At 63.6% G+C, this 23,664-nt stretch carries 23 protein-coding genes; 14 read left to right on the forward strand and 9 right to left on the reverse strand.

Translation table 11 applies throughout. From position 1 onward, the window contains the following. Positions 1-36: 36 nt before the first annotated feature. From F3H96_RS08125 to F3H96_RS08145, 5 genes are all read right to left on the reverse strand, one after another. On the reverse strand, positions 37-1,065 hold the full coding sequence (locus F3H96_RS08125) for a LacI family DNA-binding transcriptional regulator (RefSeq protein ID WP_149791424.1): 1,029 nt from the start codon (positions 1,063-1,065) through the stop codon (positions 37-39). Between the two features lie 177 nt (positions 1,066-1,242). Continuing rightward, positions 1,243-2,025, reverse strand: a complete 783-nt coding sequence (locus F3H96_RS08130) for an ATP-binding cassette domain-containing protein (RefSeq protein ID WP_149791425.1) — start codon at positions 2,023-2,025, stop codon at positions 1,243-1,245. Further along, positions 2,018-4,267: an ABC transporter permease gene (locus tag F3H96_RS08135; protein WP_149791426.1), complete on the reverse strand. Its 2,250-nt coding sequence runs from the start codon at positions 4,265-4,267 to the stop codon at positions 2,018-2,020. The genes F3H96_RS08130 and F3H96_RS08135 overlap by 8 nt, the downstream gene beginning before the upstream one ends. A gap of 183 nt (positions 4,268-4,450) precedes the next feature. Next, positions 4,451-5,533, reverse strand: a complete 1,083-nt coding sequence (locus F3H96_RS08140; RefSeq protein WP_149791427.1) for a substrate-binding domain-containing protein — start codon at positions 5,531-5,533, stop codon at positions 4,451-4,453. 389 nt (positions 5,534-5,922) lie between these two features. Beyond that, positions 5,923-6,207, reverse strand: coding sequence for a hypothetical protein (locus tag F3H96_RS08145; RefSeq protein WP_149791428.1), 285 nt, complete (start codon positions 6,205-6,207; stop codon positions 5,923-5,925). 51 nt (positions 6,208-6,258) lie between these two features. Here F3H96_RS08145 and F3H96_RS08150 point away from each other — a divergent pair, with 51 nt between their 5' ends. Further along, positions 6,259-7,281 (forward strand): hypothetical protein, encoded by a 1,023-nt coding sequence (locus tag F3H96_RS08150; protein WP_149791429.1) that lies wholly within the window; start codon positions 6,259-6,261, stop codon positions 7,279-7,281. A gap of 126 nt (positions 7,282-7,407) precedes the next feature. Here F3H96_RS08150 and F3H96_RS08155 read toward each other — a convergent pair whose 3' ends face one another. Beyond that, positions 7,408-8,577: an MFS transporter gene (locus F3H96_RS08155; RefSeq protein ID WP_149791563.1), complete on the reverse strand. Its 1,170-nt coding sequence runs from the start codon at positions 8,575-8,577 to the stop codon at positions 7,408-7,410. Between the two features lie 217 nt (positions 8,578-8,794). Here F3H96_RS08155 and F3H96_RS08160 point away from each other — a divergent pair, with 217 nt between their 5' ends. After that, entirely contained in the window at positions 8,795-9,082 is a 288-nt protein-coding gene (locus F3H96_RS08160; protein WP_149791430.1) for a DUF3175 domain-containing protein, read from the forward strand. 43 nt (positions 9,083-9,125) lie between these two features. On the opposite strand, the gene F3H96_RS08165 is transcribed toward F3H96_RS08160, so the two are convergent. Together F3H96_RS08165 and F3H96_RS08170 are read right to left on the reverse strand one after the other, a co-directional pair. Then, a complete protein-coding gene (locus tag F3H96_RS08165; RefSeq protein ID WP_149791431.1) occupies positions 9,126-9,902 on the reverse strand; it encodes a FadR/GntR family transcriptional regulator in 777 nt (258 codons plus the stop codon). 103 nt (positions 9,903-10,005) lie between these two features. After that, positions 10,006-10,902 (reverse strand): NAD(P)-dependent oxidoreductase, encoded by an 897-nt coding sequence (locus F3H96_RS08170; RefSeq protein ID WP_149791432.1) that lies wholly within the window; start codon positions 10,900-10,902, stop codon positions 10,006-10,008. Positions 10,903-11,038: 136 nt separating this feature from the next. Here F3H96_RS08170 and F3H96_RS08175 point away from each other — a divergent pair, with 136 nt between their 5' ends. Continuing rightward, complete coding sequence (locus tag F3H96_RS08175) at positions 11,039-11,977, forward strand: NAD(P)-dependent oxidoreductase (RefSeq protein ID WP_149791433.1); 939 nt, start codon at positions 11,039-11,041, stop codon at positions 11,975-11,977. A 106-nt stretch (positions 11,978-12,083) separates the two neighbouring features. Here F3H96_RS08175 and F3H96_RS08180 read toward each other — a convergent pair whose 3' ends face one another. Further along, on the reverse strand, positions 12,084-13,073 hold the full coding sequence (locus F3H96_RS08180) for a sugar-binding protein (protein ID WP_149791434.1): 990 nt from the start codon (positions 13,071-13,073) through the stop codon (positions 12,084-12,086). A gap of 450 nt (positions 13,074-13,523) precedes the next feature. Between F3H96_RS08180 and F3H96_RS08185 the strand changes: the two genes are divergently transcribed. The 11 genes from F3H96_RS08185 (at position 13,524) to F3H96_RS08235 (ending at position 23,637) form a co-directional block, all read left to right on the forward strand. After that, on the forward strand, positions 13,524-14,267 hold the full coding sequence (locus F3H96_RS08185) for an ATP-binding cassette domain-containing protein (RefSeq protein WP_149791435.1): 744 nt from the start codon (positions 13,524-13,526) through the stop codon (positions 14,265-14,267). Positions 14,268-14,311: 44 nt separating this feature from the next. After that, the gene (locus F3H96_RS08190; RefSeq protein WP_149791436.1) at positions 14,312-15,310 is read left to right on the forward strand and encodes an ABC transporter permease; all 999 of its coding nucleotides are present in this window, start codon (positions 14,312-14,314) and stop codon (positions 15,308-15,310) included. 148 nt (positions 15,311-15,458) lie between these two features. Next, positions 15,459-16,286, forward strand: a complete 828-nt coding sequence (locus F3H96_RS08195; RefSeq protein WP_149791437.1) for an AraC family transcriptional regulator — start codon at positions 15,459-15,461, stop codon at positions 16,284-16,286. Positions 16,287-16,411: 125 nt separating this feature from the next. Continuing rightward, the gene (locus F3H96_RS08200; protein WP_149791438.1) at positions 16,412-16,855 is read left to right on the forward strand and encodes an SRPBCC family protein; all 444 of its coding nucleotides are present in this window, start codon (positions 16,412-16,414) and stop codon (positions 16,853-16,855) included. 12 nt (positions 16,856-16,867) lie between these two features. Beyond that, on the forward strand, positions 16,868-17,662 hold the full coding sequence (locus tag F3H96_RS08205) for an FAD binding domain-containing protein (RefSeq protein WP_149791439.1): 795 nt from the start codon (positions 16,868-16,870) through the stop codon (positions 17,660-17,662). Between the two features lie 63 nt (positions 17,663-17,725). Further along, a complete protein-coding gene (locus F3H96_RS08210; protein ID WP_149791440.1) occupies positions 17,726-18,208 on the forward strand; it encodes a (2Fe-2S)-binding protein in 483 nt (160 codons plus the stop codon). A gap of 11 nt (positions 18,209-18,219) precedes the next feature. Then, positions 18,220-19,587 carry a xanthine dehydrogenase family protein molybdopterin-binding subunit gene (locus F3H96_RS31490; protein ID WP_149791441.1) on the forward strand — a complete coding sequence of 456 codons (1,368 nt, stop codon included), beginning with the start codon at positions 18,220-18,222 and terminating at the stop codon, positions 19,585-19,587. Position 19,588: 1 nt separating this feature from the next. Continuing rightward, positions 19,589-20,593 carry a molybdopterin cofactor-binding domain-containing protein gene (locus F3H96_RS31495; protein ID WP_149791442.1) on the forward strand — a complete coding sequence of 335 codons (1,005 nt, stop codon included), beginning with the start codon at positions 19,589-19,591 and terminating at the stop codon, positions 20,591-20,593. Between the two features lie 4 nt (positions 20,594-20,597). Beyond that, complete coding sequence (locus F3H96_RS08225; protein ID WP_188131320.1) at positions 20,598-21,482, forward strand: MoxR family ATPase; 885 nt, start codon at positions 20,598-20,600, stop codon at positions 21,480-21,482. Then, positions 21,479-22,750, forward strand: coding sequence for a VWA domain-containing protein (locus F3H96_RS08230; RefSeq protein ID WP_348530050.1), 1,272 nt, complete (start codon positions 21,479-21,481; stop codon positions 22,748-22,750). Before F3H96_RS08225 ends, F3H96_RS08230 begins: the two co-directional genes overlap by 4 nt. Next, positions 22,750-23,637 (forward strand): amidohydrolase, encoded by an 888-nt coding sequence (locus F3H96_RS08235; protein WP_188131321.1) that lies wholly within the window; start codon positions 22,750-22,752, stop codon positions 23,635-23,637. Before F3H96_RS08230 ends, F3H96_RS08235 begins: the two co-directional genes overlap by 1 nt. The last annotated feature ends 27 nt before the right edge of the window (positions 23,638-23,664 follow it).

Below are 23,664 nucleotides of genomic sequence, written 5' to 3' on the forward strand. Positions count from 1 at the left end.
CTGTAAAGCGCCGCCTTCGTCATTTCTCCGTGTTCTTCAGCGCGCGGTGCTCTCGCGCCGCATCAGTTCGAAACCGAGATCGACGATCCGCTGCCGCGGCGGGTTTCCGGCAATTGCCGCCAGGGCCATGGCGACGGCGCGGGTGCCGATTTCATAGCGGTGCGTACGCACGCTGGTGATCGAAGGAAACGAAACCTGCATCATGTCGAGATCGTTGAAGCCTACGATGCCGATCTGCTTCGGCACGTCGATCGAAGCACGATGGCATTCGAACAGGACGCCGAGCGCGATATCATCATTGTTGCAGAACACACCGTCGAGCGTCGGCATCTTGGCCAGCGCGTCGCGGAACAGCTCGCGCCCGAGCGTCACGCTTGACGGCACCGGCGTTGTGGTGATCAGCCGCGGATCGAACAGCCCGGCGGCGTCCATGGCGGCACGGTAGCCGGCCAGGCGCCGTTGCGAGCGCGGATCCATCCGCGCGCCGATGAAGCCGATCTTGCGATACCCGGCTTGCAGGAGATGCTCGGCGGCCGTCCTGCCGCCGTCGAAATGGGAAAAGCCGACCAGCATGTCGACCGGATCGGCGCCTGTCTCCATAATCTGCACCACCGGGCAGCCGGCATTCTCCAGCGATCGTCGCGCGCTCGGCGTCTGGTCGATCCCGGCCACGATCAGCGCCGCCGGGCGTTGCGATCCGAACAGCTGCAACAGCCGCTCTTCCTCGAGGCCGGAATAATGCGTGTTGCCGATCTGGATGCGAAACGGGCTGTCGGAAAGGCTGTCATAGATGCCGCGCACCACTTCGGCGAAGACGTTGTTGGTGAGCGAAGGCACCAGCACACCGAACACCTCGGCGCGCGCCGAGGCAAGCGCGCGTGCGTTCGGGTCAGGCACATAGCCGAGCTCGTCGACCGCCGCTTGTATCTGTCGGCGCAGGTCCTCCGAGACGCGGCCCGGCTCGCGCAAGGCGCGCGACACGGTGATCGCGCCAACGCCCGCCTTGCGCGCGACATCGGCAATGGTCGGGCGGCCGCCGCCACGCCGCGAGCGCGGCCTCGTCACGGCCCTGTCCTTTTTGCACGAAAGGCGCGCGGCGGCGAGTTGACGATCAACAGCTTAGCCACAGCAACCATATTTCGCAGCCCGTCCCATTCCGGTCTGGGTCGCGCAGGCCATGGCTATTGTCAAGCCGCTCCCCCTCGGTGGAGGCGACAGGCCCTCAGGCCAGCGCCTCGGCGGTCAGACCGCCCTAGCCTGATCGGCTGTAAGCGCCTGCTCTCGCGTGCCGGAGACTATGATCTCAAGGACCTCGTGCTCGTCGGTGTGCCTGACGTGACGGTCGCCGACATTCTCGCCGCGCTTGAGCACCATGACACGATCGCCTACAGCGAAAATGTCGACCAGCCGATGCGAGATGATGATCTGGGCGACGCCCTGCTTTTTCAGTTCCAGCATGGTCTCGAGGAGCCGCTCGGTCGCCATCACCGAGAGATTGGCGGTCGGTTCGTCGAGGATCACGACGCGTGGCTCGAACGAAATCGCGCGGGCAATCGCCACGGATTGCTGGCGGCCGCCCGACAGGCTCTCGACCTTCTGGAAAACGGAGTTCACGTCGACCTTGAGCCGCTTCAGCACGCTGTCGGCTTCCGCGTACATCTTGCGGCGATTGACAAAAAGGCCTTTGCGCGGCCAGCGGCCGAGAAAGATGTTCTGGCCGACATCCATGTTTCCGCAAAGAGCGAAATCCTGGTAGATCATCTCGATGCCGGCATCGCGGCTCTCATGCGGACTCTTGAAGTGCACGGGTTGGCCGGCGACGAGGATTTCGCCGGCGTCGCGCTGATAAGCGCCGGTCAGGATCTTCATGAGCGTCGACTTGCCGGCCGAGTTGTCGCCGACCAGCCCGAGGATCTCTCCGGGATAGAGCACCAGATCGACTTTCCGAAGCGCCTGAACGGCGCCGAAGGCTTTTTCGATGCCTCGCATTTCCACGATCGGTTGAGGCAACGCAGCATCAGGCATGAATGGTTTCCCGGGTTCGTGCGCGTCGCGCGAGGCGGGCTCGCAGGCGACCGAAGATGTTGGCCTGGCGCACCCAGATGTCGATCAGCACCGCGGCAATGAGGATGACGCCAATGAAGACGTTGATCCAATGCTGCGGCATGCTGAAGCCCTGGACATTGAGCTGCAGGAGCGCCCGAACGAGAGTGATCACGGCTGCACCGGCCAGAGAACCCAGCATGGTGCCGTAGCCGCCGAAGATCGACCCGCCGCCGATGATCACGGACGCGATGGCGTCGAGTTCGCGGAACTGGCCTGCAACGGGGTTGAAGCTTCGGAAATAGGCGACGTTGATAATCCCGGCCATCGTCGCGCAGAACGCCGCCAGCATGAGCGAGATGAAGCGCGCCCGGTTGGTGTTGATGCCGGCATAGGCGGCGGCGCGGATGTTGCCGCCGGTTGCATAGACCTTTTGCCCGAACGGCGTGTAGGCGAGCACGGTGCCGGCAATCAGGGCGACGAAGATCATCCAGACCGTCTGCACGCTGACCACCTCGGCCAGTGTTTTGAGGATGCCGTCCGGAAGCACGACGCCGAAATGAAGGAGGATGTCGTTCACCTTGCGGCCGAGCAAATTGTAGCCTTCCGGCCAGCCGGTAAGCTGCTGGCCGGCGACGAACCACGCCGCGAGGCCGCGGGCGATGTAAAACATGCCAAGTGTTGCGATGAAGGCCGGGAGTTTCAAGCCGACGGCGACGACGGCGTTGACGAGGCCGGCGAGCATTCCCGCAAGCAGGCCCATCGCGATAGCGGTGACGGGGTCGGCGCCCAGGACCTTCAGGAAATAGGCCGCCGCGCTGCCGGCGAGCGCCAGGACGGCTCCGACGGAGAGGTCGATATCGCCGGCTGCGATGACGTAGGTAAGCCCGACCGTGATTAGCGCCAACTCGGTATAGTTGAGCAGGATCGCGAAAGTGTTGGACAGGTTCCACCAATAATCCGGTCTGAGGAAAAGACCCGTAAGCCACAGCACCACGGTCAGGATGACGGCAAGCGCGTCGCGCCGGGCGAGGAACTTGCCGAACCCGGTCGCCGACAGCGCGATGTCCGTCGCCATTGCGCCTTTGGTCACCACGCCCTCGAGCGCGACGCCGCCGATCTCGAAGGCCGGCGGCGGCGGCCTGCCGCGCAGCCATGCCCAGAGGCGCGCCGCGACCTGGCGGCGGATGAGGTAAGGTTCAATCAGCACGGCTATGACGAGCAGCAGCCCTAGGAAGACCGGAACCGCGCCCACCGGCAGGGAGTAGACGGCGTTGACCGTCACCTCCTCCTCGCCGATCTTGATGGTGCGCGTGATCGGCAAGCCCTCGCGCAGCACCTTGTCGAGCAGCACGACCAGCGTGGCGCCGAGGCAGGACCCGGCGACGCGGCCGCGACCGCCGAGAATGGAAGCGCCGCCGATGATCACCGCGGCGATGACGGTCAGTTCGCCGCTGACGCCGTAAAGCGGGGTCACGCCCTTGTCCTGGGCGGCCGACAGAAGGCCTGCGACGGCGGCGCAGAGCGACGAGAGCAGATAGGCGCGGATGCGCACCCAGTTGGTCGGTATGCCGGCATAGACTGCAGCCTGCTCATTGCCGCCCGTCGCGAACGTCTCGTAGCCCCAGCGGGTGTTGGCGAGCACGTAGGCGCCGATTGCGGCAACGACCGCGAAGATCGCAATCTGGTTGTTGAAGCCGAAGAGGTTCGTCTCACCGAGATGGAAGAAGAGCGGAGTCTCCTTCGCTTTGGCTGGGTAGTAGATCGCCTGCCCTTGGGTCAGCGCGAGCACGAAGCCGCGGCCGATCAGCAGCGTGGTCAAGGTGGCGATGAACGCCGGCACTTTGAGGATGGTAACGAGCACGCCATTGACAAGCCCGATCAGCGCGCCAAGAAGGACGCAGACGATCACCGACGTGACGATGTCGAGATCGGCGAAGCTTGGCGCGAACAGCCTGGCAAAAACCACGGCCACCAGGCCGTAGATGGAGCCGACCGACAGGTCGAGATCCTTGTTGACGATGACGAACGTCATTCCGACGGCGATAATGGCCACCCGCGAGGTGTCGCGAAGCAGCGCATGGAACGCATCCGACGAGCCGAAGAAGGTCGGATTGACGACAGCGCCGCCGAGATAGATCAGCGCCAGCAAGACAAGCAATCCCATTTCCCAGCCGCCGATTAGCTGGGATGGAAGGCGGCGGGCGAGAGCTGCGGCGGACATACCGATAACAGGGCCGATAACAGGGTTCCGAAAGATAAGATGCGCGGGAGGATGTCACCCTCCCGCGACGGGTTCAGGATCGCCTCCTAAAGCGCGTCGCGTCACGCGACGCGCTTTGGGTTCTTGTTTCATGCATGTCGTTCTCCCAAAACCGCTGCGCACTTTTGGGCGACATGCATTGGTTCAATTCTCGAAGCGCTTGCCGACCTTTGCCACAGTTTCCGACGTCACGAGTTGGGCGCGCGTGTCGAGATTGGCGGCCGCGATACCGCGGTCGATCTGCAGATAGAGCTGCATGACCGGATAGAAGCCCTGCAAGAAGGGCTGCTGCCCGAGCGCGCCCGTCAGGTCGCCGCTCTTCAACGCATCCTGCTGGGCCGGACCGAGGTCGAACCCATAGGCGCAGATCTTCCCGGTTTTTCCGGTCTGGGCGACGGCCTTGGCGAGCGCCGGCGTGAACACGTTGTTACCGGCGAACGCTCCGACGACGTCACCGCGCGATTCGAACAGCGTCACGATGCCGTTCACCGGATCGTTCGGATTGGTGTCGATGCCGGTGTTCTCGGGACCTGCGTCGACCTTGAAGGCCTCGAGCTTGCCGGCGGCCTTCAGGCCTTTGACGATTGCGTTGAAGGCCGAGGTGACGCGATTGTTCACCTCGATGTTGCCCATTGCGGTCGATGACGGCAGGACGATCGAGCCCTTCTCGATCCCCTTGTCCGCCAGGCACTTGACGAGCGCCTCGCCGGCGATCGCCGCGGCGGAGGCGTCCTGGCCAGTGTGGCTGATGCTGCTGCGGTCGAGGATCGTGGCATCGAAGGAATTGGTCGTTGCTACCGGTATGCCCTTCGCCTCGGCGGCCTTGACGATGTCGTTATAGGCGCCGACCTGGGGCGTCGTCATGATCAGCCCGTCGATCGTCGGGTCCTGCACGATCTGATTCAGGATTTCGATCTCGCGGGCCGGGTCGTCGGTCGGAGATTCCGAGCCGAGCAGCAGTATCTTGGCGCCGATCAGATTGCCGGCGGCAGTCGCGCCGACATAGACCGGATCGAAGAAGCCGTTGCCGGCCGTGTGGGTCACGATCGCGAAGGTCAGGTGACCATCGGCCGAATGGAAATCCTTGGTGGTGGGGGCTTCCTTTGCGGCTTCCTCGAAGTTGTAGCCGCCGACTGCTTTCTCGACGCCGCCGGACTGCGCGAAGGCGGAGGGCACGCCGAGCAACAACGCCGCGGCTGATACCGCGAGCGGGAAAGTACGTCTCATGATTATCCTCCCTTGCATTCAACGGGCGGAAGCCGTTCGAGCGCATTATTCAGGGGATTTTCCGAGTGCTTCCTCCCACTCCGCAATATTCCGCCCAAAGCCTGTCCAAGTAAATAGCCTGCTGCATCCAGTGTTCGGGGGCGACGTCACGCGAAAAAGCGCGGAACGAATTCGGCCGCCCCCCACACAGCCCCTCTCCTTGCGCTGGTAGACCAGATTGCGATTGCGATGGCCAGGTTCAGGAGCCTGCTGCGAACCATTGCGGCCCCTCCAGCCTCGATGTATTTTAGCGATTTGTAATATGATGAAAAAGGCCTCTGACGCGACGATTTTTCTCTTGTCCTGTCTCGGCAGATTGCATGCTCTCTGACGGACCTTGAAATCGCAATTCATGTGGTCGCCCGGTAACACCGGTCAAGGGATTTGCCATGCTCCGGCTTTGCGGGTTCTTCGCGGCCTTCATCCTCGCGAGCTTCACGAGCTTCGACGATTCCGCCGGTCGAAAAGCCGCCTTCGTGCCCGGCAATTTCGCCAATCGGGAAATCCCGGCCAAGGGTGCCGAGGACATATCCGATAGGTTTCGGCTGCCCCGTTTCGACCTTCTCGCCGCGCGCAATCTCGCCAGGCGGCAATTCGAGGACCGATCCATCGAGGCGGCCACTGAGCAGGGGCATGTGCGTGCTCGCTTCGAACTCGGGTCGACGGCCGCGGTGGGAACGTCGTGGATGGCCATAGACGACAGGCGGCCGGCCGATGCCTTCCGCATGGCTGCGATAGACGAGAGGAATCCCAATGGCACGACGTCCCGGGGTCGCGCCCTGTTCAATGGCTACGGCGATATGCGGCGACTTTCCTGCAAAAGCGCATCTCAGACGATTACCGGCGATCAGCGGGACTTCCCGATTTCCGCATCCGTTAGTCTCGACCGATCTCTGAGCGCAAAAGATATTTCCGGAACTCTTGCCACCTCGTATCCCTGGATTATTTTGGACCATGCAACCATCCATTTGTCAAACCTTGGCGTGACAGCGAACTTCTTACGGTTCTGCAAGCTTGAATTTCGTCATGATTCGAAGATAGTTGTTGGCGATAGCGATTTGTTTCTACTGAGCAACCATATTGTTTCCGCGGGCGGAACGATTGCAGGTCTGGATTCCAATGCAACCGAGGATGCTGCTGCACCTGTTCCGGCAAGCGGCGTCGGCGCAAGCGGAACGCCTGGAAAAGCCGGCGCCTCATCCAGCTCGGTTCTGATTGCCGTTGTGATTCAACTCGACGGCTCTCTCGCAATAGAGCTCGATGGAGCACATGGGGGAGACGGGGGTGCAGGTGGGCCGGCGGCCGTGGGCGCAGATGCTGGCATCGGTGACTCTGATCCTTCGTTCGACTGTCGGCGCGACCTGGAGGAAAGCGGTTTTGCAGGCATGCAGGGGGGCACGGGTGGAAATGGCGGAGCGGGAGGCAATGCGGGCAGCCTGCAAGTCTTCCGACTTGAAGAAACCATATTTCCGACCGGTGCGATCGCGTATTCGGGACGGGGTGGCCCTGGGGGCACCGGCGGGCAAGGAGGTCAAGGCGCGGAAGCGGGTCCAGATGGTGCTCAGACGAAGTATTGCTACGGCGGCAATTCTACCTCAAAGCGACCGCCGGGTGCCAACGGGGCAAATGGTTTGTCGGGAATAGCTGGAATCGACGGAATTTATCGGAATTCAACAGTGGCTGAAGAAGATATCGTCAACTTCTTCTGATTTGCTTGAAGCTTGTCGAGGCGCGCCGCGTAACGCCCGCCCAAACTCGACGCGCTTGAGCATTCAGCCTTGCATTCCCATCGGCGTGGATCGCGCCCCCGACGCTGCGCCGCACACTTGCGGACATCAGGCCAGTACTTCCGCACCTCGCCTTGCCTTCCACATAAGGACCAAGACGGCGGAGAGATTGACCAGGTTCCAGGCGATGCCGTTGAGGAACGCAGCGGCGTAGGAGCCTGTGAGGTCGTAAATCCAGCCCGACATCCAGCCGCCGACCGCCATGCCGAAGATGGTCGCCATCAAGACGATGCCGACGCGCTGGCCGGCTTCCCTGGCCGGCATGTAGTCGCGCACGATGATCGCATAACAGGGCACGATGCCGCCTTGCGAGAGACCGAAGATGAGCGAGACGACATAGAGCGAGGCGAGCCCGTCGAAGGGGATATAGAAGAGCAGCGACACGCATTGCAGCGCCGAACCGATGAGCAACGTCTTCACCGCGCCGATGCGATCGGCGAGGAAACCCGACCCGATGCGGCTGACGACGCCCGCCGCCAGCATGATCGACAGCATGTCGGCGCCGCGCGCGACGCCATAGCCGAGATCCATGCAATAGGCGACGATATGCACCTGCGGCATCGACATTGCCATGCAGCAGCCGAAGCCGGCGACGACCAGCAACATTTGCAGCGCTGACGGCGACAATGAGATCGGCTGAACCGGCCGGCTGCCGGACGAGCCGGCGGCCTCGCGCGGCGCGCCGCGCCGCAGCATCAGCACCAGCGGCACCATTGTCACAAGACAGAACACACCGATCGCCGCGTAAACGAAACGCCAGCCTCCACCTCCCATGATGTAGGGAATCACGATCGGCCAGACCGCACCGGCCAGATAGCTGCCGGAGGCGGCGGCCGTCACGGCGACCCCGCGGCGGCGGTTGAACCAATGCGAAATATCCGCGATCAGCGGCCCGAAGATCGCCGAGGTGCCGAGGCCGATCAGCAGCCCCTGGGCAAGGGTGAAGCCGATGATCGACGTGGTGAGCGACGCGAGAAGAAAGCCCGCACTCAGCGCCGCCGCGGAGGCGAGTGCCGGTATCCAATAACCCATACGATCGATGGCGCGCCCGACCAGCACATTGCCGGCGGCAAAGCCCACCATGGTCGCGGTGTAAGGCACGGATGCTGCCGCCCGATCGATGCCGAACTCGGCCTGCACGGCGGGCAGAACCACGACCACAGCCCACATGCCGGCGCCGCCGATCGTCGCCAGCAGCAAGGAAATGCCGAGCCGCATCCATGCATAGAAGCTGTCGATGCCGGCGCCGTTTGCCGCGTTTCCTGGGACTGTCGTCACGGCGTTTCCTGTCCGCGATTTCTTCGAGATCGGGCGTTTGGGCGCACTATCGGCGCATTTCCTGAGCCGAGCAGCGCCACGACGCACAATTCCGTGGCTCCAGTGACCGGGAACCGGTCCTGCCGCCCCGAGTTGTGCCCATGAAAGGAGCTTCACCATGACCGCTAAAAAGAAATGGTCGGCTGAAGTGACCGAGCACAGCGACGCGCTGGATCTCGAGGAGCACGTCTTTGAATCCGACGACGCCAAGAAGATCGCCGCATCGCTGAAGCGTTCAGCCGAGCACAGCCATCGCCGCAAGGCGGAGCCGTTCCAATCCGCCATGTCGATGTTGAATTTCTATATCAACCGCGCCGGCAAGAACCTGCCCGACAAGCGCAAGAAGGTGCTGGAAAAAGCCAAGGACGAGCTGCGTGCTGCCTTCGGTCGCGAGAAGCAGGATTAGTGCTGCGACGACTGAGGTGCGGTTGGCCGGTCCCTGAAGGGCCTTAGCGCGACTGGATCACTTCATCGGTATTGGCCAGCAGCTTGCGGACCGCGTTGCGCGCCGCATCCGGCCTTTTCAGGCGGATGTTCCGTTCGATCGCTTCATGCAGCTTCTGGGCATGATGCAGATCGTCCAGCTCGCGGGTCGTGTAGGCGAAGAGGTGATCGAAGGCGGATTCGATCAGCACGCCCAGCGGCACCAGCAGGTCGTTGCCAGACGCCCTGAGGATGGCGAGGTGGAAGCGGGTGTCGGCGCGGGTGCGCTCCTGCAGGTTGGTGGCCTCGCCCATCTCGCGGCAGGCCTGGCTGATCTCGGCCATCTGCTCGTCGGTGCGCCGCATCGCCGCGAAGGCTGTCGCCTCCGGCTCGATGATATGACGGAACTCCTGTACCGTCTTCAGGAACACCTCGCGGTCCGGCGACGTCGCATACCAGGACAGCACGTCGCGATCGAGAAGGTTCCAGCGTTCCTTCGGTTCGACCCAGCTGCCGATCTTCGGCCGCGACGCCAGAAGACTCTTTGCCATCAGCATCTTGATCGCCTCGCGCACCGCGGAACGGCTGACATCGAAGGTCTCCGACCATTTTGCTTCGTTGGGCAGGATGGTGCCCGGCGGATAGTCGCCGCGCACGATCCGAAGTCCGATCTCGCTGGCTAAGGACGTGTGCACGCTGGCGCCCGGCATGCGTGGCGCATTGGCCCGGCGAATGCCTGCCGGACGCTCCGCGTCCGCCGTTTTTGTCGGTCTTTTTTCGTTGTTCGGCTTCGCGTCCCGCATATGGTCCAGAAAGTCCCGTTTTCAGAAGCTGTCAAGCACGGCAGGCCCGCTTTGCCGCAACGCGCGAGGATGTGCACAGCTCAACCGGCATTTTGCGTCACCTTCACGCCGTTTTGACGTATTTGCGCCAGCTGTGCTGCGGCCGGAAGCCGAGCACGTCGCGCGCCTTGCGGTTCGAAAGCAGCGTCTCATATTCGCCAAGCTCGGCCTTGACCGGCACGCCCGGATAAAAGCGTTTCAAGAGCTCCGCCGTCGGCAGATCCGATGAGGTATCGTCGTTGGCCGCGTTGAACACCTGGTAGCCCAAACCATCCTTCTCGATGGCCCGCAAGGTGATTTGGCCGAGATCGCGCGCGTCGATGTAGCTCCAGGCGATGCGCTTGCGGAAGCCGGGATCGGCGAACCATTTCGGGAACAGCGAGTATTCGTGGGGTTCGATGACGTTGCCGATGCGCAGCGCATAGATATCGAAGCCGCTGCGCAGCGCGAAAGCGCGCGCGGTCTTCTCGTTGACGATCTTCGACAGCGCGTAGCTGTCCATTGGGTCGACGTCATAATCCTCGTCGAGCGGAAAATGCGTGGGATTGCGCGGCTCGTTGGCGAAAACCAAGCCGTAGGTCGTCTCCGACGAGGCGATGACGACCTTGCGGATGCCGAGCTTCACCGCCGCCTCGATGACATTGTAGGTGCCCATCGCATTGATGCGGAACACTTCGTTGTCGGGCGTGATCATAATGCGCGGGATCGCCGCGAAATGCACCACGGCGTCGACCGGCTGCGCCCGCAGGGACGGGTCGAACTCATGCAGGCCCATATAGCTCGACAGGGCGTTGAACACCTGCCCGCTGTCGGTGATATCGGTGATCAGGGTGCGCACCTTCGGATTGTCGAGCGGCTTGGTGTCGATGTTGAGCACCTGGCAGCCATGCTCGACCAGATACTGAACGACGTGCCGGCCGGCCTTGCCGCTGCCGCCGGTGAACATGATCCGTTTCGTCATTTTGCTCTCCACAATTCTCGGCAATTATGTGTATTGTCAGACAATATGGTATTCCGCAATCGCTCGCTAGCGCGATCCGCGGGAACCTTGCTCGCTGCGCCGGCGCCCATCGCCACGAAAGACAGGAATTGACGACATGACCACCACCGCTGCCCGCGAAAACATAGGTTTCATCGGCCTCGGCCTGATGGGGCACGGCATCGCGAAGAACATCGTCGAGAAAGGCTATCCGCTGACCTTCCTAGGCCGCCGGAACCGCAAGCCAGCGGACGACCTGTTGGGCCGCGGCGCCAAGGAAGCTGCCACGTCCAAGGAGGTGGCGGCAGCGTCCGACATCGTCTTCATCTGCGTCACCGGCTCGCGCGAGGTGGAGGCGATCATTCGCGGCCCCGGCGGGCTGAAGGAGGGTCTGAAGAAAGGTTCGGTCGTCGTCGATTGCTCGACATCCGATCCGGTCTCGACCGTGGCTTTGGCCGCCGAACTCAAGGCGCTTGGCGTCGACTATGTCGATTCACCTCTCAGCCGCACTCCGAAGGAGGCCTGGGAAGGCACGCTCGACGCGATGGTCGGCGCGCCGGACGCGGTGTTCGCCAGGCTGAGGCCGGTGATCGAGACCTGGGCCGGCCGCATCGTCCACATCGGCGACACCGGCGACGGCCACCGCATGAAGCTCCTCAACAACTTCATCTCGCTAGGCTATGCCGCGATCTATTCGGAAGCGCTGGCCCTGGCCGAAAAGGTCGGCATCTCGCCGCCGCGCTTCGACAGCGTCATCCGCAACGGCCGCATGGATTGCGGCTTCTACCAGACCTTCATGCGCTGGACGCTGGAGGGCGACCGCGACGCGCATAAGTTCACCATCGCCAATGCCTTCAAGGACCTGACCTATCTGGAATCGATGGCCGGTGCCGCCGGCATCGCCAACCCGCTGGGCAACGCCACCAAGAATTCCTTTGCGACCGCTTTCGCCACCGGTCCCGCCGAGCAGTATGTGCCGATGCTTGCCACCCATATCGGCAAGCTCAACGGCGTCGACCTGATGCCTTCGAAGGACGGCGTGAAGCAGAAGATTTGAGAGCGGGAGGCGCACTGCCGCTGTTCGATCGCGGAAGCCGGCGCCAAAAGAATTAGGGGCGCCTCGCGGCGCCCCTTTTCACGTTGCTTCTGAACGCAGCCGACGCCTATTTCTGGATGCAGGTGTCGGCCGTTTCCTTGGTGCATTCATCGAGGCCGGTGAAGACCGGATCGTCGACCTTCTTGCCGCCGATGAGGTCGAGCATCACCGAAGGCGCCTTGTAGCCCATCTCGAACGGCCGCTGGCCGACGAGCGCGGTCACCAGGCCCTCCTTGGCGATCGCCACCTCGTCGCCGATCGTGTCAGCGGCGCCGATGACGAACTCGTTCTTTCCGATCTTGTCGGCCATAGGCTTGAACAGGTCGCGATAGGGCTGCGGGGCGCCGAACAACGGCCAGCCGCCCATGATGCCGAAGGCGTCGAGCTTCGGATTGGCGGCGAGGATGTCGGTCATCGCCTGCACGCCCTTGGCGCCGTCGTCATTGGTGAACACCGGGCACCCGGGAGCTTCGGTCCAGCCGCCTTCGCCGGCGAGCGCCGCGAGGCCTTCCTTGCCCGACAGCGCGTCGCGCATGCCTTGCGCGCGGCGCAGGATGTTGTCGGCGGCCGGATTGCCCTCGATGGTGCAGATCGTGCCGCCATTCGGCTTGGCCTTCTTGATGTATTCGCCGATTTTCTTGCCCATCAGGTAGTTGTCGGTGCCGAGATAGGTCTTGCGAAGGGCTGCGTCTTCCTTGGCAAGGTCGGCGTCGACGGTCATGATCGGGATCGACGGGTTGGCGCTCTTGATCGTCTGCGCGATCAGCGGCGCGTTCGAGGGCGAGATCGCCATCGCCGCCGTGTCGGGCTTGCTCAGCATGTCCTGCACGATCTGCGCTTCGCCGGCTTCGTCCGAGGTCGATGCCGGGCCGGTGTAGAAGCATTCGTATTCCGAGCTGGCGTTTTCCTTGTTCCACTTCTCGCAGCCCTGATGGATGGCTTCGAAGAACGGGTTGTCGAGACCTTTCACCACAATGACGAGCTGTTTCTTGGCCAAAGCCGGCCCGGCGCCCAACGCCATGGCGGCGACGGCGGCAAGCAAAAGTGTTTTCCTCATATCAGTCCTCCCTTGAAAACAGACGGACACCGCGTGCCCGCCACACCGATCAGACCGGATGCACAAGAGCCATGACGAGCATCTCGTAATGTTCGCGTCCTGGCCGGGCTGATAAGCATTTGCCGATCCGTTTGCCCCATACTGGCGCAGCCGGATCCTTGATCATCAAATCATTTGCCCGCCCTCCGCCGGATAGCCGGGCGCGGAGCAAATTCTTCCTCCGAGGCTTAGCTAATATCGGCTTCTCGCCAGCGTCAATTCTTATTTGTCCTACAAAACGGATTTTTTGTCGAGTCTCGAAATTAATCGTCTGACAATTGATTGACGCCTCGTCTGCATTTGCCTAAATGCATGGATCGCGCGTTCGGGAGGAAATGGACGGGCGAGACGCAAGCGGCGCCGGCGAGGTTGACGGACAGCCGCGCCGATGAATGGGGAGGCTTAAAACTGGTGCCGGTTCTCGAACTCGCCAATATCTCGAAGCATTTCGGCGCCATTCAGGCAGTCAACGATGTCTCGTTTTCGCTGGAGGCCGGCGAGGTCGTCGGCCTGATGGGCGACAACGGCGCCGGCAAGTCGACGCTGGTGAAGATGATCGCCGGCAATTTCCACCCGAGCCACGGCACCATGCGGTTGGACGGCAGCGAGCTTGTCCTGCACAAGCCGGCGGATGCGCGCCAGCATGGCATCGAGATCGTCCACCAGGACCTCGCGCTCTGCAACAATTTGACGGCCGCGGCAAACGTCTATCTCGGCCGCGAGCTGCGCCGCGGCTTCGGTCCGTTTCGCATTCTCGACTATGGCGCGATGTACAAGCGCGCCGGCCAGCTCTTTGCCGAGTTGAAATCCGAGACGCGGCCGCGCGACCTCGTCAAGCAGATGTCGGGCGGCCAGCGCCAGGCGGTGGCGATTGCCCGCACCATGCTGTCGCAGGCCAAGATCGTGCTGATGGACGAGCCGACGGCGGCAATTTCGGTCAGGCAGGTCGCCGAAGTGCTCAACTTGATCCGCCATCTGCGCGACCAGGGCATCGCGGTGGTGCTGATAAGCCACCGCATGCCCGACGTGTTCGACGTCGCCGATCGGGTCATCGTGATGCGCCGCGGCCGGAAAGTGGCAGACAAGAAGATCGCGTCGAGCTCGCCCGAGGAAGTCACCGGGCTGATCACCGGCGCCATCGAACAGGTGGCATGATGGCGCGGAGCCTCGGCGCCCACGCCTTTCAGGAAAGGTCGATAATGGCAGTCACCCTTGACCAGACGATCGCGCAGAAGCAGCACACCTTCCTGTCGCGGCTCTTTTCCAACCAGACCTTCTGGGTGGTGATCGCGGTCATCCTCGCCTGCCTGTTCCTGTCTTTCGCCACCGATTCCTTCGCCACGTCGAAGAACATCTTCAACATCACCCGTAACGTCACCTTCGTCGCCATCATCGCGCTCGGCATGACCTTCGTCATCATCACCGGCGGCATCGACCTCTCGGTCGGCTCGGTGCTGTGCCTTTGCTCGATGATATTGGCGGTCACAATGCATGCCGGCTATTCGATCGAAATCGGCATTCTGGCATCGATCGCGACCGCGCTTGCCGTCGGCGCGTTCAATGGCGTGCTGATCGCCTATCTCGGCTTCCCGCCTTTCGTGGTGACGCTCGGCGTGCTCTCGGTCGCGCGCAGCCTCGCCATGGTCGCTTCCAACAACACCGTGGTCTTCCAGTTCGGGCCGGACCACCAGAAGCTTCTGTCGCTGGGCGGCGGCGCCTGGCTGTTCGGCATCGCCAATCCGGTGCTCTACATGATCGTCCTGGCGCTGATCACGGGCTTCACCCTGCGCTGGACCAAGTTCGGTCGCCACATCTTCGCCATCGGCGGCAATGAGCACGCGGCGACGCTGACCGGCGTTCCCGTCAAGCAGATCAAGGTCGCCGTCTACATGATCTCCGCACTTTCCGCGGGGCTTGCTGGCATCATCCAGACCGGCTGGCTCGGCGCCGTCACCACCAATCTCGGCACCGGCATGGAGCTGCAGGTCATCGCCGCCACCGTCATCGGCGGCGCCAATCTCGCCGGCGGCGTCGGCACCGCGCTCGGCGCCATCGTCGGCGCCGCGCTGATCGAGGTGATCCGCAACAGCCTCGGCCTGCTCGGCATCAACGCCTTCTGGCAAGGCACGTTCATCGGCGGCGCGATCATCCTGGCGGTGCTGTTCGACCGCATCCGCAACTTCCGCCGCAGCGACTGACGCTCCTATCGCTCAGTCTGAAAATCCGCCCGGGCGGGCGATGCGAAGCGCCTATCTTTCCCCCACGCCTTGACGCGGGCCGGGGCACAACCGCACTATTCCCGGGCAGGCGAAGGGAGGCCAGTCGCCTGCGGGAGGAATTGTACCCATGACGGACGCGATCAGGCTCTATTGGGGCCGGTTCGGACATGTCTCCGTGCTGAACGTCGCCAACGACTTCGTCACCCATGCCCATGGCGAGGCACATCTCATCATCTGGCTGGAAGGCACGGCCGGCGAAATGACGATCGGCCGCGAGACGGTGCGGCTCGGACCCGCTACAGCAGCCGGTATCAACTCGTTCCAGCCGCACAGTCACGCGCTTTCGCATGACGGCAGGCCCGGCCTGTTCCTCGCCTTCTACATCGATCCCGACTGGGCGCGCCGGCGCCGCGACCTGCCCTCCTCGGCGCCGTTGTTTAGGCAGGCGGCGATCACGCTGGAGCCGTGGCTGCACCAGGCGGCGGCGAACCTGCTCGACCATCTGACCGACAACGAAAGCATCGACGACGTCGCCAACTACGAGATCGAGCGTTTCATCGACTCCGTGCTCGACGCCGCCGATGCCTCCGCGCCCCTGGCGGCGTGTGCGCGGATCAACACGATGCTCGATTTCCGGGTCCGCAAGGCGATCCAATTGATGAAGGCCAATGTCTGCGAGCGCATATGCTTCGACGACGTCGCTCGTTCGGTCGGCCTGTCCCGGCCGCATTTCTTCGCGCTCTTCAAGGAACAGACCAATCTGACGCCGAACGTCTATTGGAACACGCTGCGCATGGAGGAAGCCGTACGCCAGTTGCAGTGGTCGGAGGCACCGCTGATCTCGGTCGCCTGCAATCTCGGCTTCACCACCCAAGGCAATTTCTCGCGCTTCTTCCGCGATCATGTCGGCGTGCCGCCGACGCTCTATCGCGAAGCGGCGAGAGCCATGTCCTGAACCGTTGCGGGTTCATCCGTCGCCGCCGCTTTTTCCGACTGGTTGATACGCGCTCGAGACGCATTGATAAGCGCCGACGCGTCAGAGGCGCTAACTTTCCCCGATCATTGCGAGGGAAGAAGTCTATGGCGAAAGTCACCATTTCCAGCGTCATCGACGCGCCGGTCGAGCAGGTTTGGGCGCGCATTCGCGACTTCAACGGCTTGCCGAGCTGGCACCCGCGCATGGTCGAAAGCCATATCGAGGACGGCAAGAACGCAGCCACGATCGGCTGCGTGCGTAACTTCAAACTGGTCAGCGGCGCGCGGCTGCGCGAACAACTGCTCGACTTCTCCGACGAAAATTTCCTGGTCAGCTACTCGATCCTTGAAACGCCGCAGCCGCTCACCAACCACAAGGCGACGCTGCAATTGCGGCGCGTGACCGACGGCAACCGCACCTATGCCGAATGGAGCGCGAGCTTCGACGCCGCGCCCGAGGAAGCCGACAAGCTGGCCGAGGGCATGGGCGCCAATGTCTTCCAGGGCGGCTTCAACGCCCTGAAAGCCCACTTCGCCGGCCAGAGCTGACGGGAGCGCACCATGTCGCTCGCGCTGCAGACCTTCTCGACCGTGAAAGACGCCAGTGCAGCCTTGCAGGCCGCCGGCGCTCGCTATCTCGGCGGCGGCACGCTGGTGGTGCGCGCCGCCAATGAAGGCGACGTCTCCCTCTCCAGCCTTGTCCGCGTCACCGATCCCAGCCTCTCGCGGATCGCGGTTTCCGGCGGCAAGGCCAGACTCGGCGCGTCCGTCACCATGGCAGCGGTCGCGCGCCATCCCGAACTCAACGCACTTTCGCCGGCCGCGCGGGCCGTCGGCGGGCCGGCGATCCGTAACATGGCGACCGTCGGCGGCAATTTGTTCGCGCCTGCCCCTTACGGCGACTTCACCGTGGCGTTGCTGGCGCTCGACGCCATCGTCGTCACCGAAGACGGCGAAATGCCGATCGAGACTTTCTTGACTGGCCGTAATGCCAGCCGCGCCGTGGTCACCGCCGTCGCCTTTCCCTTGCCCGCGGCAGAAAGCTTCCGCTTCCGAAAGGTCTCGCGGGTCAAGCCAAAGGGCGTCTCGGTGCTGAGCATCGCCGCGCTCCTGCAGCGCACGTCCGATGGCGTGGTGACTTCGGCGCGGATCGCGTTTGGCTGCATGGCCGACCGCCCGATGCGGGCCAAGGCGGCGGAGAAGGCGCTGCTTGGCTGCAAGCTGACGTCCAAGGAGATCGCGCCCGCGCTGGCCGCCGCGGGCGCCGGAACGTCGCCGATCACCGATCCGATCGCCAGCGCCTGGTATCGCGCCGAGGTCCTGCCGGTCCATCTCGGTCGGCTGCTTGTTGGTTGATCCGATCGTTGGGGGACGCGCGTCTGTCCGGCCAGTCCGGGCAGGCGCGCACGGGGAGGTAAAATGGCGAAGGTTCCGGTTCAGTTCACACTCAACGGCTCGGAGAAAGCCGAGTTCGTCGAAAGCGGCACGACGCTGCTCAACGCGCTGCGTGACAAGATCGGCGACACTTCGCCGAAAGGCGGCTGCCACCAGGGCACCTGCGGCGCCTGCTCCGTCATCATCGACGGCGAATTGAGGCTTTCCTGCCTCACGCTCGCTGAAACCTGCGGCGGCGCCAATATCAAAACCACCGCCGGCCTCGCCGAAGGCGGCGTGCTGCATCCGCTGCAGCGCGCCTTCCTCGATGGCTTCGCCACGCAGTGCGGCTTCTGCACGCCAGGCATGATCATGGCGGCGAAAGTGCTGCTCGACCGCACGCCGAACCCCAGCCGCGAGGACGTCGTCGAGGCGCTGTCAGGCAACGTCTGCCGCTGCACCGGCTACGAGCCGATTATCCAGGCGGTGCTGAGCGCCGCGCGCGCCAATTCGCAGAACGTCGCCTGAGGGACCGAGCCATGGAACTGCGCAAGGATTACTTCGCCGATGTCCGCACGGACGGCCTCAACGAGATCGGCCAGCCCAGGCCGCGGCTCGATTCCCCTGGACATGTCACCGGCAAGACCGCCTATTTCGCCGACCGTAATTTTCCCGGCATGCTGCATCTGAAGATGGTGCGCAGTCCGCACCATCACGCCCGCATCCGCTCGATCGACACATCCGAAGCGGAAAAGCATCCAGGCGTCGTCAAGGTGCTGACCGCCAGGGACGTGCCGCACAATGTCTACACCATCCTGATCCTGATCCAGATCGGACCTGAAGACGAGACCGTGCTGGCCGACGGCAAGGTGCGCTGGAAGGGCGAGGCCGTGGTTGCGGTGCTGGCCGAAACCGAGCGCGCCGCGCAGGAGGCCGCCGCCAAGGTCAAGGTCGACTATGAGGTGCTGCCGGCCGTCTTCGACATGGAGGAAGCGCTGAAGCCCGGCGCGCCACTGGTCAATGAATATCACGGGCAGAACTATTATCTCTACGACAGCGGCGAGTGCCGCAAAGTGCGCTTCGGCGATGTCGAGGCAGGCTTTGCCCAGGCCGACCACATTCTCGAACAGAGCTACCAGTCCTCGCCGATCGAGCACGCGCCGACCGAGACGACGGGCTGCGTCGTGGCGCCCGAGGGCAACGACCGCTTCACCTGCTACACCAACACGCAGGCGATGTTCTTCACCCTCGACAACGCCTCGATCATTCTGCAGATGCAGGGCTCGAAGCTGCACTTCGTCGGCGGCACGGTCGGCGGCGGGTTCGGCGGCAAGGTCGATGTCATCGTCGAGCCGATCGCCATCCTCGCCGCCAAGCTGACCGGACGCCCGGTCTGTTTTATCTACAGCCGCGAGGAGGAGATGCAGATTTCGTCACCCCGCGCGGCCGAGAAAGTCGTCATCAAGGACGGCGTCATGAAGGACGGCCGCATCGTCGCACGCAAGGTGACGGGCTACACCGATGCCGGCGCCTATTCGCGCCACTCGCCCTATGGCGCGCAGAAAGGTGCCGCACATTATCCCGGCCCTTACACGATCCCGAATGTCTGGATCGACACCTATTGCGTCTATACCAACCGCACCCCTTCGTCGGCGATGCGCGGCTTTGGCGTCACCATCGGCGACTTCGCGCTCGAGGTGCAGATGGACAAGCTGGCGCGGCTGATCGGCATGGACCCGCTCGAACTCCGCTTCATCAACGCCTATCGCGACGGCGACATGAAGGCGCATCGCCAGCCGACCGAGGGTGCTGCGCTGATCGAATGCATGCAGGAAGCCTCGCGCGCCGCCAACTGGCCGGTGGCGGAAAAATACATGGCGATGTCCTCCTACCGGAAAGGAGCCTGAGATGGCGATCCGGCGTGGGCGCGGCGTCGCTGCGATCAACTATCCGACGGGCATGAACCTCGGCGGCGACCCGACCCAGGCGCTGGTGCATTCGACGCCGACCGGCAATTTCATGGTGACTCTCTCCAGCGTCGATCTGGGCCAGGGCATGAAGCAGATCATGGCACAGATCTGCGCCGAGACGATCGGCGTGCCGACCGACCGCGTTATCGTCGACACCGCCGACACCGACACCGGCCCGCATTGCATGGGTACCTTCGCCTCGCGCGGCACGCACCGCGCCGGCAACGCCGTCATCCAGGCGGCCAAGGAAGCCCGCCAGGTGATGCTGGAAGTGGCCGCCGAGGAGCTGGAGGTGAACGCATCCGACCTCGAGACCGATGGCCAGGGCAACATACGGGTGAAGGGCGCGCCGCAAAAATCGATCTCGATCTTCGATGTCGCGCTATCCGCGCATTTCAAGCGCGGCCGCTCGATTTCCGGCCGCGGCATGTTCTTGATCCCGCGCTCCTATCCTGAGAAAGAGACCGGCGCGATGAAGCCCTCCACCTGCTACGCCCATGCCTGTACGGTAGCCGAAGTCGAGGTCGACGACGAGACCGGCGAGGTGACGGTGCTCAACGTCAAGAACGTCTTCGAGATCGGCCGCGCGCTCAACCCGAAAATGGTCGAGCAGCAGCTGGTCGGCGGCTCCTGGATGGGCATCAGCCACGCGCTCTACGAGACGACCGAGCCGTACTATCCGAACCGTGACCATGGCGGCACCGATTTCAACCAGTATCTGATGCCAGGCCCCGGCGATTTGGCCGAGACCGAAATCATCGTCTTGGAGCGCCCGTCCTCCGACGGGCCGTTCGGGGCCAAGGGTCCGGGCGAGATGTGCGCCAACCCGCAGATACCGGCGGTTGCCAATGCCGTCTTCGACGCTGTCGGCGTGCGCATCGACACGCTGCCGATCACGCCCGAACGCATCCTGCGCGCGTTGAAGGCGCAGGCCGCAGGCTGAGCGGATGATGACGCGCGCAGACGCAGCAGAGATCGCGGCTTCCCCGGAAGCGGTAGCCGCGCTTCTCGCCGCTTCGCGCTACCTGGCCGACGACAGCCTCGCCACCGTGATCTTCCTGGCGATCCGGTTGGGCAAGCCGCTGCTGCTGGAAGGCGCGCCTGGCGTCGGCAAGACCGAAGCCGCGAAGGCGATCGCCGAACTGCTTGGCCGCGAACTCGTGCGCCTGCAATGCTATGAAGGTATCGACGCCGGGCATGCGCTCTACGAGTGGAACTACCAGCGCCAGTTGCTCGCCATCCGCCACGCTGGCGAGCACGAGATCGACATCTATGACGACCGCTTCCTGATCGCCCGGCCGCTGCTGCAGGTGCTGCGCGCGCCTGAGCAACGCGTGCTTCTGGTCGACGAGATCGACCGCTCCGACCATGAATTCGAAGCGCTGCTGCTCGAATTCCTCTCCGACTTCCAGATCAGCATTCCGGAACGCGGCACCATCCGCGCCGAGACACAGCCCATCGTCATCCTGACCTCCAACCGCACGCGCGAGCTTGCCGAAGCGCTGCGCCGGCGCTGCGTCTATCACTGGATCGGCTATCCCGACGCCCAGCGCGAGGCTGAGATCATCATGCTGCGCTCAGGTCACGTTGCCGAGGCGACGGCGCGCGCCGTGGCGATTGCTGTGCAGGAGATCCGCGCGAGGCCTCTGGCCAAGCCGCCAGGCATCGCCGAGGCGGTCGAATGGGCCAATGCCGCGACCATCCTCGAAAAAGGCGGCAGCCCATGGCCGGAAGCCTTCCGCCGCGCCATCGGCGTGCTGATCAAGGACGAGGAGGACCTGGCTGCCATCGCGCCGGAGCTCGGGAGGATTGTCGAGGAGGCACTGGCGTGATGGGCGACCTCAACGATCCCTTCTCCCCGTTCACGGGGAGAAGGTGCCCCGAAGGGGCGGATGAGGGGCAGCGCCATACTGGGCAAAAGTCGGCGCCGCCCCTCACCTGCCTGCCGGCATCCTCTCCCCGTCAACGGGGAGAGGAAAGCCTCCCCCGCGCCGCCGCGCCCTTTCTCGGCTTTGCCCGTTTGCTTCGCGATCACGCCTTCCCCATCGCACCGGAACAGGTGGCCGGCTTCATGCAGGCTGCGACCCTGCTTGGGCCGCGTTCTATGAATGATATCCGCGAGGCAGCGCTCGCGACGCTGGCACCTTCGCCCGACCGCCGCGCCGAATTCGAAACGCATTTTCGCTTCTTCTTCTACGGCGACGCCAAACCTTCCATGGAAGGCGATAACGACGACGAAACCCGCGTCAAGGACGATCGCGGCGCGCGCGAGAAAGAGAACCAGATCGCCCGCCAGGAGAAAGGCGGCGAGCTGTCCTCCGCGCTCGAACAGCTGAGCAGCCGCGATTTCCGGCGCGATCCCGATGGCCTTGGGCTGTTCCGCCGCAGGCTCGCCTCCGCCCTGCCCGCGCGCCGTTCCTTCCGCACCACCCGCACCCGCTCGCGCGGCACGCTCGACCTGCGCCGCTCGCTCAGCGAAATCGTCAGCGCCGATGGCGACATCCCCTCGCCGCTGCTGCGCCGCCGGCAGAGCGTATCGCGAAAACTGCTCCTGCTGATCGATGTCTCGGGCTCGATGAAACTGCACACGGCCGACTATCTCAAGCTTGCCCACACCGCCGTGCAAGGTGCGGATCGCGCGGAAATCTTCACCTTCGGCACGCGGCTCACTCGCATCACCTCGGCACTGCGCATTCGCGACCGCAATCAGGCGCTGGCCCGTGCGGCAGCCCTGGTCGACGACTGGGACGGCGGCACCCGTATGGGCCCGACATTGCTCGCCTTCCTTTCGGTGCCGCGTTTTTCCGCCTTTGCGCGCGGCGCCTGCGTCGTCATCCTGTCCGACGGCCTGGAACGCGGCAGCCATGCCGAACTGGAGATCGCGATGCGGCGCCTCAGCGCCCGCGCCTTCCGGCTGTCGCTGGCGACGCCGCTCGCCGGCGATCCGCGCTTTCAACCAGGGACGGCAGCACTCCGCGCCATCCTGCCCGTGCTCGACGACCTGGTCGACGGCTCGTCGCTGGAGAGCCTCACCGATTTCATCCTGACGCTCGCCCGTCCCGCTCCGGCGGCGGCAGCCATCTGGAAAAGGGTATCGTGATGCAGAAAGTCATCGACGCGCATTTCCACATCTGGCGCCAGAAGGATCAGCCCTGGCTCGTCGGGCCGATGGTGCCGCGCATCTTCGGCCCTTACGAGCCGATCCGCCGCGACTACCCGATCACGGAATTCCTCGAAGACCAGAAAGGCTCCGGCGTCGAGAAGGCCGTCTATGTCCAGACCAACTGGGCCAAGGAGGACTTTGAGAAGGAAGTCGCGTTCCTGCAAAAGACTGCGGATGAAACCGGCTGGCCGCATGCCATCGTCGGCTATGCCGACATGACGGTCGACGACGTCCGCCCGCAGATCGACCGCTTGATGAAATACAAACTGCTGCGCGGCGTGCGCATGCAGTTGCACTGGCATGAAACACCAGCCTTCCGCTTCGCATCCTCGGCCGACCAGGTGATCGACCCAAAGGTGCGGAAAAACGCGGCGCGGCTGAAGGACTATGGCCTCTCCTTCGACCTGCAGCTCTTTCCCGCGCAGATGAAGGATGGGCTCACGCTGGTCGGCGAAAACCCTGAAACCAATTTCATCCTCACCCATGCCGGCATGCTGACCGGCATGGAGCCGGAAACAACAAGGGCGTGGAAGGCCGGTCTGCGCACGCTGGCAGTGGCGCCCAATTTCTACGCCAAGCTCTCAGGCCTCGGCACGTTCGTGCACCGCAACGACCCGGAGCTCATCGCCTATATCATCGACAATGCGATCGAAATCCTCGGCAGCGACCATCTGATGTTCGGCTCGAACTTCCCGATCGAGAAGCTGTGGACCAGTCATGCTGAATTGATCAAGGCGCACAGGGCGGCGGTGGCAAAGCATGGCCCTAAGGCCGAGGCGGATATCTTCTGGAACACGGCGGAGAAGGTTTACCGGCCGGTGTAGCACGACTGCCCCTTCTCCCCCTGTGGG

The organism is Mesorhizobium sp. NFR06 (assembly GCF_900115245.1).
Classification (GTDB): Bacteria; Pseudomonadota; Alphaproteobacteria; order Rhizobiales; family Rhizobiaceae; genus Mesorhizobium.

Bases quoted from the DNA above. Each gene is read 5' to 3' on its own strand.
- F3H96_RS08175 (WP_149791433.1), top strand. From the start codon at position 11,039: ATGACCACCACCGCTGCCCGCGAAAACATAGGTTTCATCGGCCTCGGC.
- F3H96_RS08195 (WP_149791437.1), top strand. From the start codon at position 15,459: ATGACGGACGCGATCAGGCTCTATTGGGGCCGGTTCGGACATGTCTCC.
- F3H96_RS08130 (WP_149791425.1), bottom strand. From the start codon at position 2,025: ATGCCTGATGCTGCGTTGCCTCAACCGATCGTGGAAATGCGAGGCATC.
- F3H96_RS08210 (WP_149791440.1), top strand. From the start codon at position 17,726: ATGGCGAAGGTTCCGGTTCAGTTCACACTCAACGGCTCGGAGAAAGCC.
- F3H96_RS08160 (WP_149791430.1), top strand. From the start codon at position 8,795: ATGACCGCTAAAAAGAAATGGTCGGCTGAAGTGACCGAGCACAGCGAC.
- F3H96_RS08140 (WP_149791427.1), bottom strand. From the start codon at position 5,533: ATGAGACGTACTTTCCCGCTCGCGGTATCAGCCGCGGCGTTGTTGCTC.
- F3H96_RS08205 (WP_149791439.1), top strand. From the start codon at position 16,868: ATGTCGCTCGCGCTGCAGACCTTCTCGACCGTGAAAGACGCCAGTGCA.
- F3H96_RS31495 (WP_149791442.1), top strand. From the start codon at position 19,589: ATGGCGATCCGGCGTGGGCGCGGCGTCGCTGCGATCAACTATCCGACG.
- F3H96_RS08200 (WP_149791438.1), top strand. From the start codon at position 16,412: ATGGCGAAAGTCACCATTTCCAGCGTCATCGACGCGCCGGTCGAGCAG.
- F3H96_RS08150 (WP_149791429.1), top strand. From the start codon at position 6,259: ATGGCCATAGACGACAGGCGGCCGGCCGATGCCTTCCGCATGGCTGCG.
- F3H96_RS08180 (WP_149791434.1), bottom strand. From the start codon at position 13,073: ATGAGGAAAACACTTTTGCTTGCCGCCGTCGCCGCCATGGCGTTGGGC.
- F3H96_RS08235 (WP_188131321.1), top strand. From the start codon at position 22,750: ATGCAGAAAGTCATCGACGCGCATTTCCACATCTGGCGCCAGAAGGAT.
- F3H96_RS31490 (WP_149791441.1), top strand. From the start codon at position 18,220: ATGGAACTGCGCAAGGATTACTTCGCCGATGTCCGCACGGACGGCCTC.
- F3H96_RS08190 (WP_149791436.1), top strand. From the start codon at position 14,312: ATGGCAGTCACCCTTGACCAGACGATCGCGCAGAAGCAGCACACCTTC.
- F3H96_RS08170 (WP_149791432.1), bottom strand. From the start codon at position 10,902: ATGACGAAACGGATCATGTTCACCGGCGGCAGCGGCAAGGCCGGCCGG.
- F3H96_RS08225 (WP_188131320.1), top strand. From the start codon at position 20,598: ATGATGACGCGCGCAGACGCAGCAGAGATCGCGGCTTCCCCGGAAGCG.
- F3H96_RS08135 (WP_149791426.1), bottom strand. From the start codon at position 4,267: ATGTCCGCCGCAGCTCTCGCCCGCCGCCTTCCATCCCAGCTAATCGGC.
- F3H96_RS08155 (WP_149791563.1), bottom strand. From the start codon at position 8,577: ATGCGGCTCGGCATTTCCTTGCTGCTGGCGACGATCGGCGGCGCCGGC.
- F3H96_RS08145 (WP_149791428.1), bottom strand. From the start codon at position 6,207: ATGCCCCTGCTCAGTGGCCGCCTCGATGGATCGGTCCTCGAATTGCCG.
- F3H96_RS08165 (WP_149791431.1), bottom strand. From the start codon at position 9,902: ATGCGGGACGCGAAGCCGAACAACGAAAAAAGACCGACAAAAACGGCG.